Annotated in this window: 15 protein-coding genes and 1 pseudogene; 13 read left to right on the top strand and 3 right to left on the bottom strand. The window is 54.1% G+C overall.

Annotated features, from left to right (window positions below; all coding sequences use genetic code 11):
* The 3 genes and pseudogenes from HMPREF2907_RS05450 to gshA form a co-directional block, all read right to left on the bottom strand.
* A partial coding sequence (locus HMPREF2907_RS05450) for a potassium/proton antiporter (protein WP_318259020.1) occupies positions 1-857 on the bottom strand: 857 nt, incomplete at its 3' end.
* A 178-nt stretch (positions 858-1,035) separates the two neighbouring features.
* A pseudogene (locus tag HMPREF2907_RS05455) lies at positions 1,036-3,260 on the bottom strand (DNA internalization-related competence protein ComEC/Rec2).
* Between the two features lie 148 nt (positions 3,261-3,408).
* The gene (gshA, locus tag HMPREF2907_RS05460; RefSeq protein WP_070680929.1) at positions 3,409-4,761 is read right to left on the bottom strand and encodes a glutamate--cysteine ligase; all 1,353 of its coding nucleotides are present in this window, start codon (positions 4,759-4,761) and stop codon (positions 3,409-3,411) included.
* A gap of 267 nt (positions 4,762-5,028) precedes the next feature.
* On the opposite strand from gshA, the gene leuC reads away from it, so the two are divergent.
* The 13 genes from leuC (at position 5,029) to HMPREF2907_RS05520 (ending at position 15,997) form a co-directional block, all read left to right on the top strand.
* Positions 5,029-6,435 carry a 3-isopropylmalate dehydratase large subunit gene (gene leuC / locus HMPREF2907_RS05465; protein ID WP_070680932.1) on the top strand — a complete coding sequence of 469 codons (1,407 nt, stop codon included), beginning with the start codon at positions 5,029-5,031 and terminating at the stop codon, positions 6,433-6,435.
* Positions 6,436-6,579: 144 nt separating this feature from the next.
* Entirely contained in the window at positions 6,580-6,717 is a 138-nt protein-coding gene (locus tag HMPREF2907_RS05470) for an entericidin A/B family lipoprotein (RefSeq protein WP_016687934.1), read from the top strand.
* A 33-nt stretch (positions 6,718-6,750) separates the two neighbouring features.
* The gene (locus HMPREF2907_RS05475; protein WP_070680935.1) at positions 6,751-6,888 is read left to right on the top strand and encodes an entericidin A/B family lipoprotein; all 138 of its coding nucleotides are present in this window, start codon (positions 6,751-6,753) and stop codon (positions 6,886-6,888) included.
* Between the two features lie 77 nt (positions 6,889-6,965).
* Positions 6,966-7,607 (top strand): 3-isopropylmalate dehydratase small subunit, encoded by a 642-nt coding sequence (leuD, locus tag HMPREF2907_RS05480; RefSeq protein ID WP_070680939.1) that lies wholly within the window; start codon positions 6,966-6,968, stop codon positions 7,605-7,607.
* A 95-nt stretch (positions 7,608-7,702) separates the two neighbouring features.
* The gene (locus tag HMPREF2907_RS05485; protein ID WP_070680943.1) at positions 7,703-8,164 is read left to right on the top strand and encodes a NanQ anomerase/TabA/YiaL family protein; all 462 of its coding nucleotides are present in this window, start codon (positions 7,703-7,705) and stop codon (positions 8,162-8,164) included.
* A gap of 246 nt (positions 8,165-8,410) precedes the next feature.
* The gene (leuB, locus tag HMPREF2907_RS05490; protein ID WP_070680946.1) at positions 8,411-9,481 is read left to right on the top strand and encodes a 3-isopropylmalate dehydrogenase; all 1,071 of its coding nucleotides are present in this window, start codon (positions 8,411-8,413) and stop codon (positions 9,479-9,481) included.
* Between the two features lie 432 nt (positions 9,482-9,913).
* Positions 9,914-10,312, top strand: coding sequence for a DUF350 domain-containing protein (locus tag HMPREF2907_RS05495; protein ID WP_210388589.1), 399 nt, complete (start codon positions 9,914-9,916; stop codon positions 10,310-10,312).
* 86 nt (positions 10,313-10,398) lie between these two features.
* Positions 10,399-11,409: an SPFH domain-containing protein gene (locus tag HMPREF2907_RS05500; protein WP_070680950.1), complete on the top strand. Its 1,011-nt coding sequence runs from the start codon at positions 10,399-10,401 to the stop codon at positions 11,407-11,409.
* A 271-nt stretch (positions 11,410-11,680) separates the two neighbouring features.
* A complete protein-coding gene (locus HMPREF2907_RS05505) occupies positions 11,681-13,201 on the top strand; it encodes a DUF4178 domain-containing protein (RefSeq protein WP_210388590.1) in 1,521 nt (506 codons plus the stop codon).
* Positions 13,202-13,204: 3 nt separating this feature from the next.
* Positions 13,205-13,366 (top strand): hypothetical protein, encoded by a 162-nt coding sequence (locus HMPREF2907_RS12895; protein ID WP_168165198.1) that lies wholly within the window; start codon positions 13,205-13,207, stop codon positions 13,364-13,366.
* The gene (gene speD, locus HMPREF2907_RS05510) at positions 13,363-13,755 is read left to right on the top strand and encodes an adenosylmethionine decarboxylase (protein WP_070680954.1); all 393 of its coding nucleotides are present in this window, start codon (positions 13,363-13,365) and stop codon (positions 13,753-13,755) included. Before HMPREF2907_RS12895 ends, speD begins: the two co-directional genes overlap by 4 nt.
* A gap of 66 nt (positions 13,756-13,821) precedes the next feature.
* Positions 13,822-15,432, top strand: coding sequence for an NAD(P)-binding protein (locus tag HMPREF2907_RS05515; RefSeq protein ID WP_070680957.1), 1,611 nt, complete (start codon positions 13,822-13,824; stop codon positions 15,430-15,432).
* A gap of 124 nt (positions 15,433-15,556) precedes the next feature.
* Entirely contained in the window at positions 15,557-15,997 is a 441-nt protein-coding gene (locus HMPREF2907_RS05520; protein ID WP_070680960.1) for a DNA polymerase III subunit chi, read from the top strand.
* The last annotated feature ends 102 nt before the right edge of the window (positions 15,998-16,099 follow it).

Raw genomic sequence — 16,099 nt, forward strand, 5'->3', positions numbered from 1 at the left:
TGCTGAAGCACCAAGTGAATCGGTTCCTTAACCAACAAACCCAGCACGACGAACAAAGTCGCCTGCGCCAGCCACGCCAGGCCGTCCATCACGCGCCAAACGTGTTCGGTTGCGCGGGTATGCTGGTTGCCGACGATAATCCCCGCCAGATAAACCGCCAAGAAGCCGCTGCCACCGATGGTATTGGTAAATGCGAATACCCACAGGCCGCCTGACACAATCATCAGCGCGTACAATCCTTCCGCAAGGTTCAAACGACGTACGAGTTTCGCCAACACCATTCCGCCCGCCCACCCCATCAGCAGGCCGAAGCCGATTTGGAGCAGCAGCATCCATAAAAACGCCAACACACCTGATTGTTCGGGGTTGGTAATCATGGTAATCAGGGCGGTAACTAAAAAAATCGCCATCGGATCGTTCGCACCGGATTCGATTTCCAAAGTCGCCTGTACCCTGTCATTCAGGCGCACGCCGCTGTGGCGCAGCAGGCTGAACACGGCCCCCGCATCGGTCGAGCCGACAATCGCCGCCATCAGTACGCCGAATTTCCAATCCAAACCCAAATAAAACGTGGCGAACAATCCCAAAGGCAACACGGTGGCAAACACGCCCCATGTCGCCAATACCGCAGAAGGCTTCAATGCAATTCGGAAACTTGAAAGCTGGGTCCGCAACCCGCCGTCAAGCAAAATGACGGCTAACGCAAGCTGGCTGATGACGTTGGCCAAAACGAAATTGTCAAAATCGATGCGCCCGATACCGTCCTCACCCGCCAACATTCCAACCGCCAGAAACACCAACAAAAGCGGCATCCCCAGCCTTGCCGACAAAGTGGTCGAAACCACGCTTAAAAACAATAACGCCCCGCCGAGCTAAAACAGATTGTTCATCCAGTCCACGTTGCAAAAGTCCTACCGTTAATAAAAACGAGGCGAAATTGTATCATAAAATCAATAAGATTTACTGAAGGCCTACCCATTATACAGAAATAAAAAAACCGTCTGAAAGACGGCTTCGTTCATACAACAAACCGCTTTACCCAAACGGCTTTTTCTGCCAATAAAACTTACCCCTTCTCAGACGACCTTTAAACACTTCATCGCCGCCCAGCTCAAATACTAATGCACCTGACAAATCCGTCCGCAGCAAAGTCGCGCCGTGTGCGCGGACTCGGGTTTGGACAGCGGGAGTGGGGTGTTTGTAAGCATTGGTGTAGCCGCTGGAGGCAACGGCGTATTTGGGTGCGACTGTGTTGAGGAAGCCGCCTGAAGAAGCTGTATTGCTGCCGTGGTGTCCCAATATCAAAACTTGGCTGTACAGCGAGCTGCCGTAGCGTTCTACCAGCCCCGCCTCGCCCTTCACGCCCAAATCGCCCGTAACCAGCAAAGCCTGTCCGTCGGAAACGACGCGCAAGACGCAGCTTCGGTCATTGTCTTCGCCGCCCGGGTTTTCAGACGACCTCAATAACTCGAAATCTACGCCGTCCCATTGCCATTGCGCTTCGGCGCAAAATTTTGCATTCGGATAAAACTCAGGCTGCCCCGCCAGCGTTTCGCCGATTTCAATATCGGAAACAGCATCCAAACCGCCGTCGTGGTCGCTGTCGTGATGCGACAGAATCAGCGTGTCCAAACGGCGCACGCCCATGGCGTTCAGGCTTGGCACGATACCCGTTTGCGCCGCCTGCGCCGTACCCGTGTCAAACAGCAGGTTGCGGTTGCGCGTCTGTACCAACACTGATAAACCCTGTCCCGCATCCATTACAGTAATCCGCGCCAACCCGTCGTCCAAACGGTCGGGGCGGTAAAACACAAATCCAGCCAACACCAAACACGCCCAAGGCCGCAGTCCCAGACCGCGCGGCAAAAGCCACAGTAAAGCCGCTGCAAAAGTCAAAACCAACAGCGGTACAGGCGCGGCGGCCACGGCAAATTCAGGCGACACCTCCGCCAGCCAAACCAAGCCGCGCAAAGTGTATTCCGCCAAACCTGCCGCCGCCCATTGCAAAGGCGCGAACGGCAACACCGACCCCAGCAGCGCCAACGGCGTCAGCACCCAAGAAAACCAAGGAATCATCGCCGCATTGACCAAAGGGCTGATGATGGGCAAGGACGCAAAAATATAGCCCAACAATACCACCGACAACACCGTCGCCGCCCATTGTCCGCGTACAGCCAAACGCCAGCCGCGTTCTTTCAGACGACCTGCCGAAGCCCAAATCAAGGCGGCAACCAAGCCGAACGACAGCCAAGTGCCGACACCCAAAACCGCCAATGGATCAAGCAGCAACACCACTGCTAAAGCCTGCCACCACGCCGCCCAACCCGAAGACAGACTGCCGCGCCACCAAGCCCAGGCAAACGCCGCCAACATCAAAACGCTGCGCTGCGTCGGCACTGAAAGCCCGCCAGCAGCGCATAAAACAAAGCCCCTGCCGCGCCGCCTGCCAAAATCCACACGCGCGGTTTTGCCGGTATCCAAGGCAGTCGTCTGAAAATCAGTTTGACCAGCCACCCCGCCAACACCGCCACCATCGTAACGTGCAGCCCCGAAATACTGACCAAGTGCGTCAAACCCAAAGGTCGGAACGCCTGCCACAGTTCGGGTCTCAACGCCGATTGTTCGCCTATGCTCAAAGCCCGCATCAGACCGATACCGTCCGAAAAATCCGGACTGTCCGCCCCAACAGCCTGCCAACGGCGGCTGACCGCATCGCGCCACACCGCCAAGCCGATACCGCCGCCCTCGCGAACCAAGCTCCTGCCTTTACCCAGCGTACCCGCGCCATCCAAACCGTTTGCCAACGCCCAAGCCTCGCGGTTCAGCCCGCGCAGGTTCACTTCGCCGATAACCGGCTTGAGCCGTGCCGACACTTTCCAGCGGCTGCCCACCGCCCAATCGCGTTTCTGATAATCCGACAGCAATAAATCAAATTGCCGCCCATCCTCTGTCCACGCCTTCGCCGCAAACTGCACCCGCCGCCCGTCGCCGCGCGGCATATCTGCGACTTCAACCATCAACACCGACTCCGAAGACCCGTTCAGCGGCCATTGCGCCGACAAAGCCGCTTCCGTCCGAAACACGCCGTAAGCCGCGCCGAGCAGGACGCACAGCATCATTCCCGCCACCGCAAACCGCCGCGAAGCCGCCAGCAAAACCAATGCCGCCGCCAGCCACGCAGCCCAATGCGGTACGGACGACAAAGCGAACGAGGCGATGACGCCGACGACCCAAAACGGCAATCCATAATATTTCAGCAAAACTGTTTCCCTTTTTATTATTAGCTTTGAAATTAGGTGGAGATAATAATTGAATTTCCTATAAACGTCATGAAAAAGGTCGTCTGAAAACCTAAACTATGGCTTTCAGACGACCTTTACTATTTTAAATAATCAGACCAAACACGCTTTACGGAGCGGTTTGCTCCAACTCAAGCGCGGCGGCAAGCAGCGACAGGCGAGCCATTACGCCGTAAACGTAGAGGCGGTTGTGTTCGTTGTCCACATCGCAATCTTTTTCAGAGCGTGGCATGCCGAGCGAATCCCATTCTTCGAATACGCGCTTGCAGGCTTCGGGGGCTTCTTGGGAATTGTCGCCGCTGCCGGTGGGGATGCTGTTGGACAGTGGGACGAACACCATGCCGCCGGCGTTGAGGTTTTCGTCCGCGCCGCGTCCTTCGTGTACGCGGAAGAAGCCACCGATAACGAAACGGTCCATCATATAAACGACGGGTTCGCACACGGCGCCGTTCATGGTTTCATAGGTATAAATGCCTTCTTGGACAATCACTTCGCTGACTTCCAAGCCTTCTTTCACCTTCGCCATTTTGTTGCGGTTTTTGCGGTTCAACCCGCGCACTTCGTCAGCGGATTTGACGCTCATCACGCCCATGCCGTAAGTACCTGCGTCGGCTTTGACAATCACGAAAGGCTGGTCGGTAATGCCCAATTCGTCGTATTTGGCTTGAATTCTCGCCAGCACGCGCTCTACCGCTTCCGCCAACGCGTCTTCGCCTTCGCGTTCTTGGAAGTCCAAACCGCCGATTTTTTCGAAATACGGGTTAATCTGCCATTCGTCGATGTCAATCAGCTTGGCAAATTCGGCGGCGACTTGATTGTATGCGCTGAAATGTTCTGTTTTACGGCGCGTCGTCCAACCGCCGTGCAGCGGAGGCAATACGGTTTGGCTGATGCCTTTGAGAATGTCGGGAACACCCGCGGACAAGTCGTTGTTCAACAAGACTACGCAAGGCGAGAAGCCGTCGGCAAGATGGACGCGCTCGCGGGTACGCAATAAAGGTTCCAGCAGGATTTTATCGCCCAGCGCGGTTTCAAACTCGGTCAGCTCGGTAACTTCCGGATTCAGGCTGCCCAAACGGACTTCATACCCTGCCGAACGCAAAATCTCGCTGAGTGCGTAAACGTTTTGCAGGTAAAACGTGTTGCGGGTATGGTTTTCGGGAATAATCAATACGGATTTTGCCGTTTCGCAAGCACGCTGAACCGCATCTTGCGCCGCGACTGCCGCCAGCGGGATGAAATTCGGATTCAGATTGTTGAAACCGCCGGGAAACAGGTTCATATCAATAGACGAAATTTTGTAACCGGCATTACGGATGTCGACCGAACCGTAAAACGGCGGGCGGTGCGCGTTCCATTGCGAACGGAACCATGCTTCGATTTTGGCGTGGTTGCACAAGATTTTCGCTTCAAACGCCTGAAGTTGCGACAGATGTTCGGCAGCCATAACCGGTAATTTCATTCTCTATACCTCTGTTGTCGGATGTGGGATACGGATGGAAATGATAGTGCTTTTTTAGGCGGTACGACAAGCATTGTTTCAAATAAAATACCTCTTTTTGTCAACAATTCTACAATTTGTCTAATTTTTGAAAGTTATTTTTAGATTTTTACGGGGAAATGTAGAAATTAGACAAATTTCTATTGCGCTACCCCTGCAAAAAGCCTAAAATCCGCCCATCAAAACAAACCATCTACTCCTATTATTAATAAGCAAAGATAACCCATCATGAGCGCACAAACCCTCTACGACAAACTCTGGAACAGCCACGTCGTCCGCGAAGAAGAAGACGGCACTGTCCTGCTCTACATCGACCGCCATTTAGTGCACGAAGTCACCAGCCCGCAAGCGTTTGAAGGCCTGAAAATGGCGGGACGCAAGCTGTGGCGTATCGACAGCGTCGTCTCCACCGCCGACCACAACACCCCGACCGGCGATTGGGACAAAGGCATCCAAGACCCGATTTCCAAGCTTCAAGTCGATACTTTGGACAAAAATATCAAAGAGTTCGGCGCACTCGCCTACTTCCCGTTCATGGATAAAGGTCAAGGCATCGTTCATGTTATGGGGCCGGAACAAGGCGCAACCCTGCCCGGCATGACCGTCGTCTGCGGCGACTCGCACACCTCTACCCACGGCGCGTTCGGCGCGCTGGCACACGGTATCGGCACTTCCGAAGTCGAACATACTATGGCAACCCAGTGTATTACCGCGAAAAAATCCAAATCCATGCTGATTGCCGTTGAAGGTCGTCTGAAACCGGGCGTTACCGCCAAAGACGTCGCCCTCTACATCATCGGACAAATCGGCACGGCAGGCGGCACGGGCTATGCCATCGAGTTCGGCGGCGAAGCCATCCGCAGCCTCTCTATGGAAGGCCGCATGACCCTGTGCAACATGGCGATTGAAGCAGGTGCGCGCTCCGGCATGGTTGCCGTCGATCAAACCACCATCGACTATGTCAAAGACAAACCCTTCGCACCCAAAGGCGAAGCATGGGACAAAGCCGTCGAATACTGGCGCACGCTGGTTTCCGACGAGGGCGCGGTATTCGACAAAGAATACCGTTTCAAAGCCGAAGACATCGAACCGCAAGTAACATGGGGTACATCGCCCGAAATGGTTTTGGACATCAGCGGCAAAGTACCGAATCCTGCCGAAGAAACCGATCCCGTCAAACGCAGCGGCATGGAACGCGCGCTCGAATACATGGGCTTGGAAGCCGGTACGCCGCTGAACGAAATCCCCGTCGACATCGTATTCATCGGCTCCTGCACCAACAGCCGCATCGAAGATTTGCGCGAAGCCGCCGCCGTCGCCAAAGGCCGTAAAAAAGCCGACAACGTACAGCGCGTGTTAATCGTTCCCGGTTCCGGTCTGGTTAAACGGCAGGCGGAACAGGAAGGCTTGGACAAAATCTTCATCGACGCCGGTTTCGAATGGCGCGAACCAGGCTGCTCAATGTGCCTCGCCATGAACGCCGACCGCCTCACTCCGGGCCAACGCTGCGCCTCCACTTCCAACCGCAACTTCGAAGGCCGCCAAGGCAACGGCGGGCGCACACATTTGGTCAGCCCCGCTATGGCTGCCGCTGCCGCGGTAGAGGGTAAATTTACCGATATCCGCGGCTTGTGAAATTGATTTAATACTGTTTACATCTTAAACATCAAAATTTCGAATCAGTCGGCCTATTGCCTTTTATCCGGATGCAGCATATTATTAACAACGCAGCAAAACATACTGTACTTTTTGATTGATTGATTAATTTAGGAGCTTCAAATGAAAAAATTCGCACTTATTGCTTTGACCGCTATGACCCTGCTGTCAGCGTGCAACACCGTTTCCGGTGTAGGTAAAGATGTCAGCGCCGCCGGATCTGCCGTCAGCGGTTCTGCCGAGTCTGTAAAAAGCTACTAATTGAACATTGACCACCCGTAAGGAACTATGATTATGAAAAAATTCGCACTTATTGCCTTGACCGCTATAACCCTTTTGTCAGCATGCAACACTATTTCCGGTATGGGCAAAGATGTCAAAGCTGCCGGCACTGCCGTTAGTGATACCGCTGAAAAAGACAAAACTTACTAAATTGTCTTGATTCAATCCCAAATGCCCCGTATGACGGGGCATTTTGTAATCATCCGACAAACAGAAAAGTACAGAACATGAAAGCCTTTACCAAAATCACCGCCATCGTCGCCCCACTCGACCGCAGCAACGTCGATACCGACGCCATCATCCCCAAACAGTTTTTAAAATCCATCAAACGAAGCGGCTTCGGTCCCAATGCCTTTGACGAATGGCGTTACCTCGACCACGGCGAACCGGGCATGGACAACAGCAAACGCCCGCTGAACCCCGATTTCTCGCTGAACCGGTCGCGTTACCAAGGCGCGCAAATCCTACTGACGCGCAAAAACTTCGGCTGCGGCTCCTCGCGCGAACACGCCCCTTGGGCATTGGACGACTACGGTTTCCGCGCCGTCATCGCCCCCAGCTTCGCCGACATCTTCTTCAACAACTGCTACAAAAACGGCCTCCTGCCCATCGTATTGACCGAAGAACAAGTCGACCAACTTTTCAAAGAAGTCGAAGCAAACGAAGGCTATCAGCTCTCCATCGACCTTGCCGAACAAACCCTGACCACACCAAGCGGCGAGACATTTAAATTCGACATTACCGAACACCGCAAACACTGCCTTTTAAACGGTTTGGATGAAATCGGCCTGACCCTGCAACACGCCGAAGAAATCCGCGATTTCGAAGAAAAACGCCGCCAAAGCCAGCCTTGGCTGTTTAACGGTTGATACACAAAAAGGTCGTCTGAAAACGAGCGTAGCGAGTTTCGCTAAAACGGAAAAACAGTTTTCAGACGACCTTTTTTCATCTCTTCCTTCAAAACATGATTACCGACACCCTCACCAACGCCACCCGCTACGCCGCACTGCACCCCGACTTCGCCGACGCCGTCCGGCTGTTGCAAACGCTGGATTTCGCCGCCCTGCCCGACGGACAAGTGCCGTGCGCAAACCCAAACATCCGCCTCTTTATCGGCAGCGAACTGATGAGGAGCAAAGCCGATGCCAAGCCGGAAGCGCATTTGAAACATATCGACATCCAAGCCCCCATCAGCGGGGAAGAAACCTACGGCTGGATAGACAGAGGTCGTCTGAAAAACGGTTTGGGCTACGACGAAAAGCGCGACATCGAATTTTTCGACTGCGAACCGGAAACTTGGCTCACGCTCCAACCGGGCGAGTTCGCCCTCTTCTTTCCCAACGACGCGCACGCCCCATTGGTGGGCGAAGAAAAGTCCATACGCAAAGCCGTATTTAAAATCCGTATCGAAGCAGAACGCTACTGATTTCCTTCAATCCTTCGGAAATACTGTAAAACTCGGCTATATCGCCCATCGCGTTCCCAACGAATCCGCCTGCATGATTTCCACGCAGCTTTCTCGATGCCGCAATGGTACAATCAGCCTCGTTCAAGCAAACCGACCTGCAAACAGACACAAAAGGTCGTCTGAAAACACCATCCTAAAAAATGGAAAACGCTTCGCCGTTTTCAGACGACCTTCCCTTTTCCAAACCCTCATAAGGATTTTGCCATGACCAAACATATCGCCATCCTCCGAGGCGACGGCATCGGTCCCGAAATCGTCGCCGAAACCGTCCGCGTACTCGACAAACTCATCGCCCAAGGCTTGGACGCCGGCTACGAATACGCCCCATTAGGCGGCGAAGCCTACGACGAATACGGCCATCCCTATCCCGAATTCACGCAAAACCTCTGCCGCAAAGCCGATGCCGTCCTGCTCGGCGCGGTCGGCAGCCCGCAATACGACAACCTTGACCGCCCGCTGCGCCCCGAACGCGGCCTATTGGCCATCCGCAAAGACCTGAACCTGTTTGCCAACCTGCGCCCCGCCATCCTCTATCCCGAGCTTGCCAACGCCTCCACGCTAAAACCCGAAATCGTCGCAGGCCTCGACATCCTCATCGTGCGCGAACTCACCGGCGACATCTACTTCGGCGAACCGCGCGGCATCCGCGTTTTGGAAAACGGCGAACGCGAAGGCTACAACACCATGAAATACAGCGAAAGCGAAATCCGCCGAATCGCCCACGTCGCCTTCCAATCCGCCCAAAAACGCAGCAAAAAAGTCTGCTCCGTCGGCAAAGCCAACGTCTTGGAAACCACCGAACTCTGGCGCGAAATCTTTGAAGAAATCGGCAAACAATACCCCGACGTCGAACTCTCCCACATGTATGTGGACAACGCCGCCATGCAACTCGTGCGCGCGCCCAAACAATTCGACGTCATCGCCACCGGCAATATCTTCGGCGACATCCTCTCCGACGAAGCCTCCATGCTAACCGGATCCATCGGTATGCTGCCCTCCGCCTCGCTGGACGATAACGGCAAAGGCCTGTACGAACCGTCACACGGCTCCGCACCCGACATCGCCGGACAAAACAAAGCCAACCCACTTGCCACCATCCTCTCGCTCGCCATGCTGCTGCGTTACAGCCTGAACGACGAAGCCCGCGCGCAACAAGTTGAAAGCGCCGTCCAAAAAGTGCTGCAACAAGGCTTGCGCACCGGCGATATTTACGAAGAAGGCACAAAACTCGTTTCCTGCTCCGAAATGGGCGACGCGGTACTCGCCGCTTTGTAAAAGGTCGTCTGAAAACGAGAGTATGTTTTAAGCAAAATGCGCGGAAAACTCCGCGCATTTTTTCAGACGATTTTTAGAGCTTTTTGAGGCCTTATCGAGAATGGTGCGGGACAGGTTATATAGTGGATTAAATTTAAATCAGGACAAGGCGACGAAGCCGCAGACAGTACAGATAGTACGGTACCGATTCACTTGGTGCTTCAGCACCTTAGAGAATCGTTCTCTTTGAGCTAAGGTAAGGCAAGGCAACGCCGTACTGGTTTAAAGTTAATCCACTATAGTCTCATTTCCTCTTCTGCCTCCGCCGGCCTGATAACCCAAAACAAAGCAAAAAACAGTAAAAGGTCGTCTGAAACCCTTTTCAAACGACCTTTGCTATTGAAATATGGCATAATCAAAAACATCAAAATTATCTGACAAGGAATCCCTATCGTGAGTATTTCCCTGCCCCAATACCTGCTTTACCTGCAATATATGCTTGCGGGTGTAGCGATGACTGCCGTTTTCGGCGCGGTGTATCTGCGTATTACGCCTGCGGAAGAGTTGCGGCTGATTAAAAACGGCAACCTTGCCTGCGCCTTGTCGTTCGGCGGCGCGCTGGTCGGATTTTGTCTGACGCTCGCGTCCAGCATTGCCCACAGCGTCAGTTTCGTCGATTTTATCCTGTGGGCCCTTGCCGCGGCAGTGATTCAGATTTTGGTGTATTTTGCCGCCACGATGATGATTAAAGGCGCAACGGAAGAACTTATCGGCAACAACGTCGCCGTCGGCGCGCTGTTTGGCGCGGTGTCCGTGTCCATAGGTATCTTGAATGCCGCTTGTTTGACCTGATTTTTATAAACAGTTTGCAAAATTTACGGCTGGCCGCATTTCCTCCCCGCTCCGTATTCTCCCATTCTTCAAAATAAGGAACCGCAATGTTCAACTTTATCAAGAAACAGTTTATCGACGTCATCCAATGGCCGAATCCCGACGACAGCCTGCTGATGTGGCGTTTCCCGATTGCCGACGAGGAAATCCAAAACGGCGCGAGCCTGACCGTGCGCGAGGCGCAGATGGCGATGTTTGTTGACGAGGGCGTAACCGCCGACGTGTTCGGACCGGGGCGTTACACGCTCAACACACAAACGCTGCCGCTGCTGACCAACCTGAAAAACTGGGACAAACTCTTTGAATCCCCGTTTAAATCCGACGTTTACTTTTTCAATACCAAACAACAGCTTGCTCGGAAATGGGGGACGTCGCAACCCGTTACCGTGCGCGATGCCGAGTTCGGCGCGGTGCAGTTGCGCTCGTTCGGCATGTACGCCTACCGCATCAGCGATCCGGCAAAATTCTTCAAAGAAGTCAGCGGCGTAGCGGCGGAATACAGCGGCGTCGAGTTGGAAACCCAGTTGCGCAATATCGCCGTTACCCAACTTGCGGCGGCGTTCGGTAGCTCAGGCATTCCGTTTCTAGATATGGCGGCAAACCAAGTTTTGCTGTCGCAAAAAATCGGCGAATTGCTCGGCGCGGAATTTGCCAAACTCGGCTTGACGCTGGAAAACTTCACCGTTGAAAGCATCACTCTGCCTGCCGCCATCCAAGAAGCCTTGGATAAGAAAATTTCCATGGGCGTCATCGGCGACTTGGGACGCTACACCCAATACCAAACCGCCGAATCCATCCCGCTCGCCGCGCAAAACGAAGGCGGACTTGCCGGAATCGGCGCAGGCTTGGGCGTGGGCGCAGGCGTCGGTCAGGCAATGGCAGGCGCGATGGCGGGCATGATGCAGCCGGCGGCACAACCAGCGCAAAACGTTCAGACGACCTCTGAAGACCCGCAGGCAAAATTGGCGAAACTCAAATCTTTGCTGGACGGCGGTTTGATTTCTCAAGAGGATTACGATAAAGCCAAAGCGGAAGTGTTGAAGCAGTTGATCGGCTGATATTAAGAAGGTCGTCTGAAAACAGATTGCGGGTTTTCAGACGGCCTGTCGGTGGTTTTGAAAATTCGTTTTTACATCAAAACTCAGTGTCGTCATTCCCGCGCAGGTGGGAATCCATCGTCAAACTTAAGAAACCCTGATTTGAAAAACCGTTTCTGAATCTCCAAAATGGATTCCTACCTGCGCGGGAATGACGACACGGTAAGTGTTTATTCAAATCTGCTGTAAAAAAGGTCGTCTGAAACCTTCCTCTCCACTCGAAAAAGCAAACATGTCAAACACCCCCTTCTTCAAAACCGACTGCCCGAGCTGCGGTGCGCCTGTCGAAGCGCATTCCGCTTCAGCCGTTACGCTGGTGTGCGGCTACTGCAACAGCATGCTGGTGCGGCAGGATGACGGCATCGTCGATTCCGGCCGCGATTCCGCATTGCTGGAAGATTTCAGCCCGCTGCAAATCGGCACGGCCGGCACATTCGTTACGCAACGCTTCACCCTGGTCGGACGGCTTCAGGTGCAATACGAAGACGGCGCATGGAACGAATGGTACACGCTGTTTGACGACGGCAGGACGGGCTGGCTTTCGGAAGCAGGCGATTTGTATGTGATGACCATGCCCGTCGAAACCGACAACCCGCCGCGCTTTGAGGACATTCGGGCGGGATTTAGCGAACTGACTTTCCAAAACAAACGCTATGTCGCCTCAGACGTGCGCCACATCAGCTTGAAACGCGCTGCCGCGCAGGGCGAGCTGCCGTTTGTTTTGAACGGAGACCGTCAGAACAAAGTCGCCGACTGGCGTTGCGAAGACCTTTTCATCACGCTCGATTACAGCGGCGACACCCCCGAAACCTTCTTCGGCCGCATGGTGAACTTGGATGATTTGAAGCTGGAAAACACCCGCAGCGAAGACGAAATCAAAGAAAGCGCAGGCCGTCTGAAAGGCAGTATTTCCTCAGAAAACTGTCCCAACTGCGGCTCGTCCGTCCACTGGGTCAACGGCCTCACCTCCCATCTCAACTGCCCAAGCTGCGGCAGCGAATTGGCAATCGGCAAAGACAAAGCCGAACTCATTACCGCCAACGCCATGCGCACGTCGCAGCAAAGCCTGTTTACCCTGCCCGTCGGCAGACAAGGTCGTCTGAAAAACCGCGAATTTTACGTTATGGGCGCAGTCAGATACGCCGAAACCGACGCACAGGAAACATTCGACAACCTGTTTAACGGCGCCAACCGCGTGCTCACGCCCGAAGGCCAATGGTCGGAATATCTGCTTTACAACCCGACGCAAGGTTTCCTGTGGCTGGTCGAATCCGATGACGGCTGGAGCCTTTCCCAAACCCAAAATACATGGCCGCGCCTCGACCGCAACCGCCAACCGCAAGGCTGCGGCAAACTTTACGACTACGGCGGCAGGGTCGAAGTCGCGGCCGGCGCGTTCTACTGGCGCATCCGAAGGGGCGATTTGAACTATTACAGCGACTACCGTGACGGACAAAACCGCAAACTTTCTGCCGAATTGAACACGCACGAAATGGCATGGAGCAAAAGCGTGCCAATTGATTACAGCGAAGTTGCCGAGTCATTTAGCCTGAGCAGCCGCGCACCGCATTACACCGCAAAAATGGCGGCAGACGGTATTGATAAATCACTGAGAATCGTAATGACCGCCATTTTGGTTGTCGTCAACCTCCCTGCTCTGATAATCAGCGACAATCCTGCCACCCCCTCCGTCATCTTCATAGGAGCCTGGTTAATGTGGACTATGGGCAAAAAAGACGAGGACGAGGATTAAACCATGTCGAGAACCACTTACATCATTTTCAGCACCATCATCATCGTCATCTCCATGATCATCAGCTACGGTTCTTCCGATTCCGAAGGTTCGCGTATGCACTCCGGCGGCTATTACGGCGGCGGTTATTACGGCGGTAGCGGTTATTCCGGAGGCCATAAATGACCCATATCCCCGGCAACCACGGTCTTTTAGATTTATATGGCTGTGATGAAGCTGTCTTAAAAAACGAGGGTCGTCTGAAAACCGCCCTCAAAGCCGCCGCCCAATCCGCAGAAGCCACTATCCTCGCCGAGCATTTCCACACCTTCGGCGGGGCAGGCGGCATTACCGGCGTGTTACTGCTCGCCGAATCCCACATCAGCATCCACACTTGGCCGGAACACCGCTTCGCCGCCATAGACGCATTTATCTGCGGCGGCATGAAGTTGGAAAGAGTAAAGGAAGTATTGTGCAGGAACTTGGCGGCGGAACGTGCGGTTTGGACGGTAGCGCAACGTGGCGAAGGAATATTGGACGATACGCAGCCGCCAGTAGAACAACAAAACCTGTAAAGGTCGTCTGAAACCGTCTTGATGTTTCAGACGACCTGTCAGAACCCTAAACCGACATCCAACCCCATGCCGACACGCCGTCAATTCCTCAGTTACACCGCCGCGCTTGCCGCCGCTTCCTCTTTCTCTTGGCTGACTTACAACCGCCTCAACCGCAAACCGCCGGTTTCCGTCAACCGCGTCGGGCTGCCGTTGGGGCATTTGTTGCGCGACGGGAAATTGCTCAGCTCGCCGACTCGACGTTACGAATGCAATACGCTGATACTCGGCGGCGGCGCGGCGGGTTTGGGGGCGTTGTGGTATTTGGCGAAACACGGTCATCGTGATGTATTGCTGGCGGAAGGGTTCGAGCGCAACGGCAACAATGCCGCCTACGCCGCTTCAGACGGCCTGCAAGCGCCGAGTGGTGCGCATTATCTTGCGTTGCCGTCGAAAGAGAGTGCGTATGTGCGCGAGATGCTGGCGGATTTTGGTATTTTGCAATCGGACGGCAGTTTCAGGGAAACCGATTTGGTTTACGCGCCCGAGTCGCGCCTTTTGTATCAGGATAAATGGCAGGAACACCTGTTGCCGAAAGAAGATGCTGATTCCAAACGCTTTTTTGATTTAATCGGTCGTCTGAAACAGGCTTACGGCAGCGACGGCAAAAAGATTTTCGCCATTCCGATAGCCCTGTCATCGGCGGACGAAACGTGGCGCAAACTTGATAAACTGACGTTCAAACAATGGCTTGCGCAAGAGGGCTATTCCTCGCCCGAACTTTTGTGGTATCTCGATTACTGCTGCCGCGACGATTATGGGCAGGGCATAGCGCAAGTATCCGCCTTTGCCGGACTGCATTACTTCGCCGCCCGCAACAGCGCGGAAACTGTCCTGACCTGGCCCGAAGGTTTGGCGCACCTTTCCGAAAACCTGCGCCGCCATGCCGGTTTGCAGGAAGGTTGGCAATGGTCGTTTGAAAACCGCATCCACTTCGACAAACCCGCTTCCGTCAACGCATCTGCCGTCAAAATCAAGCCTCTTTCAGACGACCGTATCGAAGTTTGGCTGCGCGACAATTCAAGCGGCGAAACTGTTGCCCTGACTGCGCAACACGTTATCTCCGCCATGCCGCTGATGGTTGCTGCCCGCATCGTCGAAAATCCCGCGCAATACGCTTTGAACATTCCCGAATACGCGCCGTGGTTGGTCGCCAATTTTGAGCTGCACAGCTTCCCGAAAGAAAAAAACAACAGCGAAACCGCGTGGGATAACGTCATCTACGGCACTCAAGGACTCGGCTACGTCGTTGCCACCAACCAGCTCATCCGCGTCGCCCGCCCCGAACGTACCATCTTCACCGCCTATGCCGCACTCAACCACGACACCCCGCAAGCCGTCCGCCGCCAACTGCTCGACGCCTCCGACGAAGCACTGCGCGACTTCGCCGCCAAAGACTTGATCGCCGCCTACGGAGAAGGCTTCTGGCAACACGTTTCCCACGTTGATGTTACGGTGCGCGGACACGGCATGAGCGTACCGAAAGTGGGTTATCTGAACGACGAATCTTTGTTAAAAATCAGAAACCGAGCGTCAGGATTGCTGTTTGCCCACAGCGATTTGAGCGGATATTCGGTATTTGAAGAAGCTTTGTATTGGGGCGTGGAAGCGGCGAGGAAGGTGTTGGAACGGGGCTGACTGCCGCAAAAAAGGTCGTCTGAAAAAACAAAGATAAAAGGTTTGAAATCCAATACAGGAAGCCCGATAGCCCTTTCAACCCGTTTTCACTATAATCCCTATTTTCCCGCCCCACTCCCGCGCCATGCCCAAAGCCACCTTTTACACCCACGCCGCCGATCCCGCCGCCTTCGCCTGCCGCCTGATTGCGCGCGCCATACGCGACGGCGGACAAATATTGGTGTGGTCGGATTCTGCCGAGACAATCCGCCGCCTCGACCGCGACCTTTGGCAGCAAATCCCTGAAAGTTTCATTCCGCACGAAATTTGGCAACCCGACCAACCCATGTCGTCTGAAATACCCGTATGGCTCGCGTTCGGCGATACTTTGCCCACCGTCCCTGAAAACGCTACCATCCTCAATCTCTCGCCCGACTTTTGGAACGAAGCCCCTGTCATTCCCGCCCGCGTACTCGAAATCGTAGGCAGCAGTTTGGAAGCACTCGCTGACGCCCGCGAACGCTTCAGCGCATACAAAAAAAGCGGCTTTACCATCGAACACCACAATATGACCGGAAAAGCCTGAAAACGAAGGTCGTCTGAAAACAGCTTTACAATTCAAGCCAAAAATTTAAACAGCTTTGATTCCTTTTGAATCAAACTGGGCTATAATCCCGACTTTCTTTTA

The sequence above is a fragment of the Neisseria sp. HMSC055H02 genome (assembly GCF_001813335.1).
Lineage (GTDB): Bacteria > Pseudomonadota > Gammaproteobacteria > Burkholderiales > Neisseriaceae > Neisseria > Neisseria sicca_C.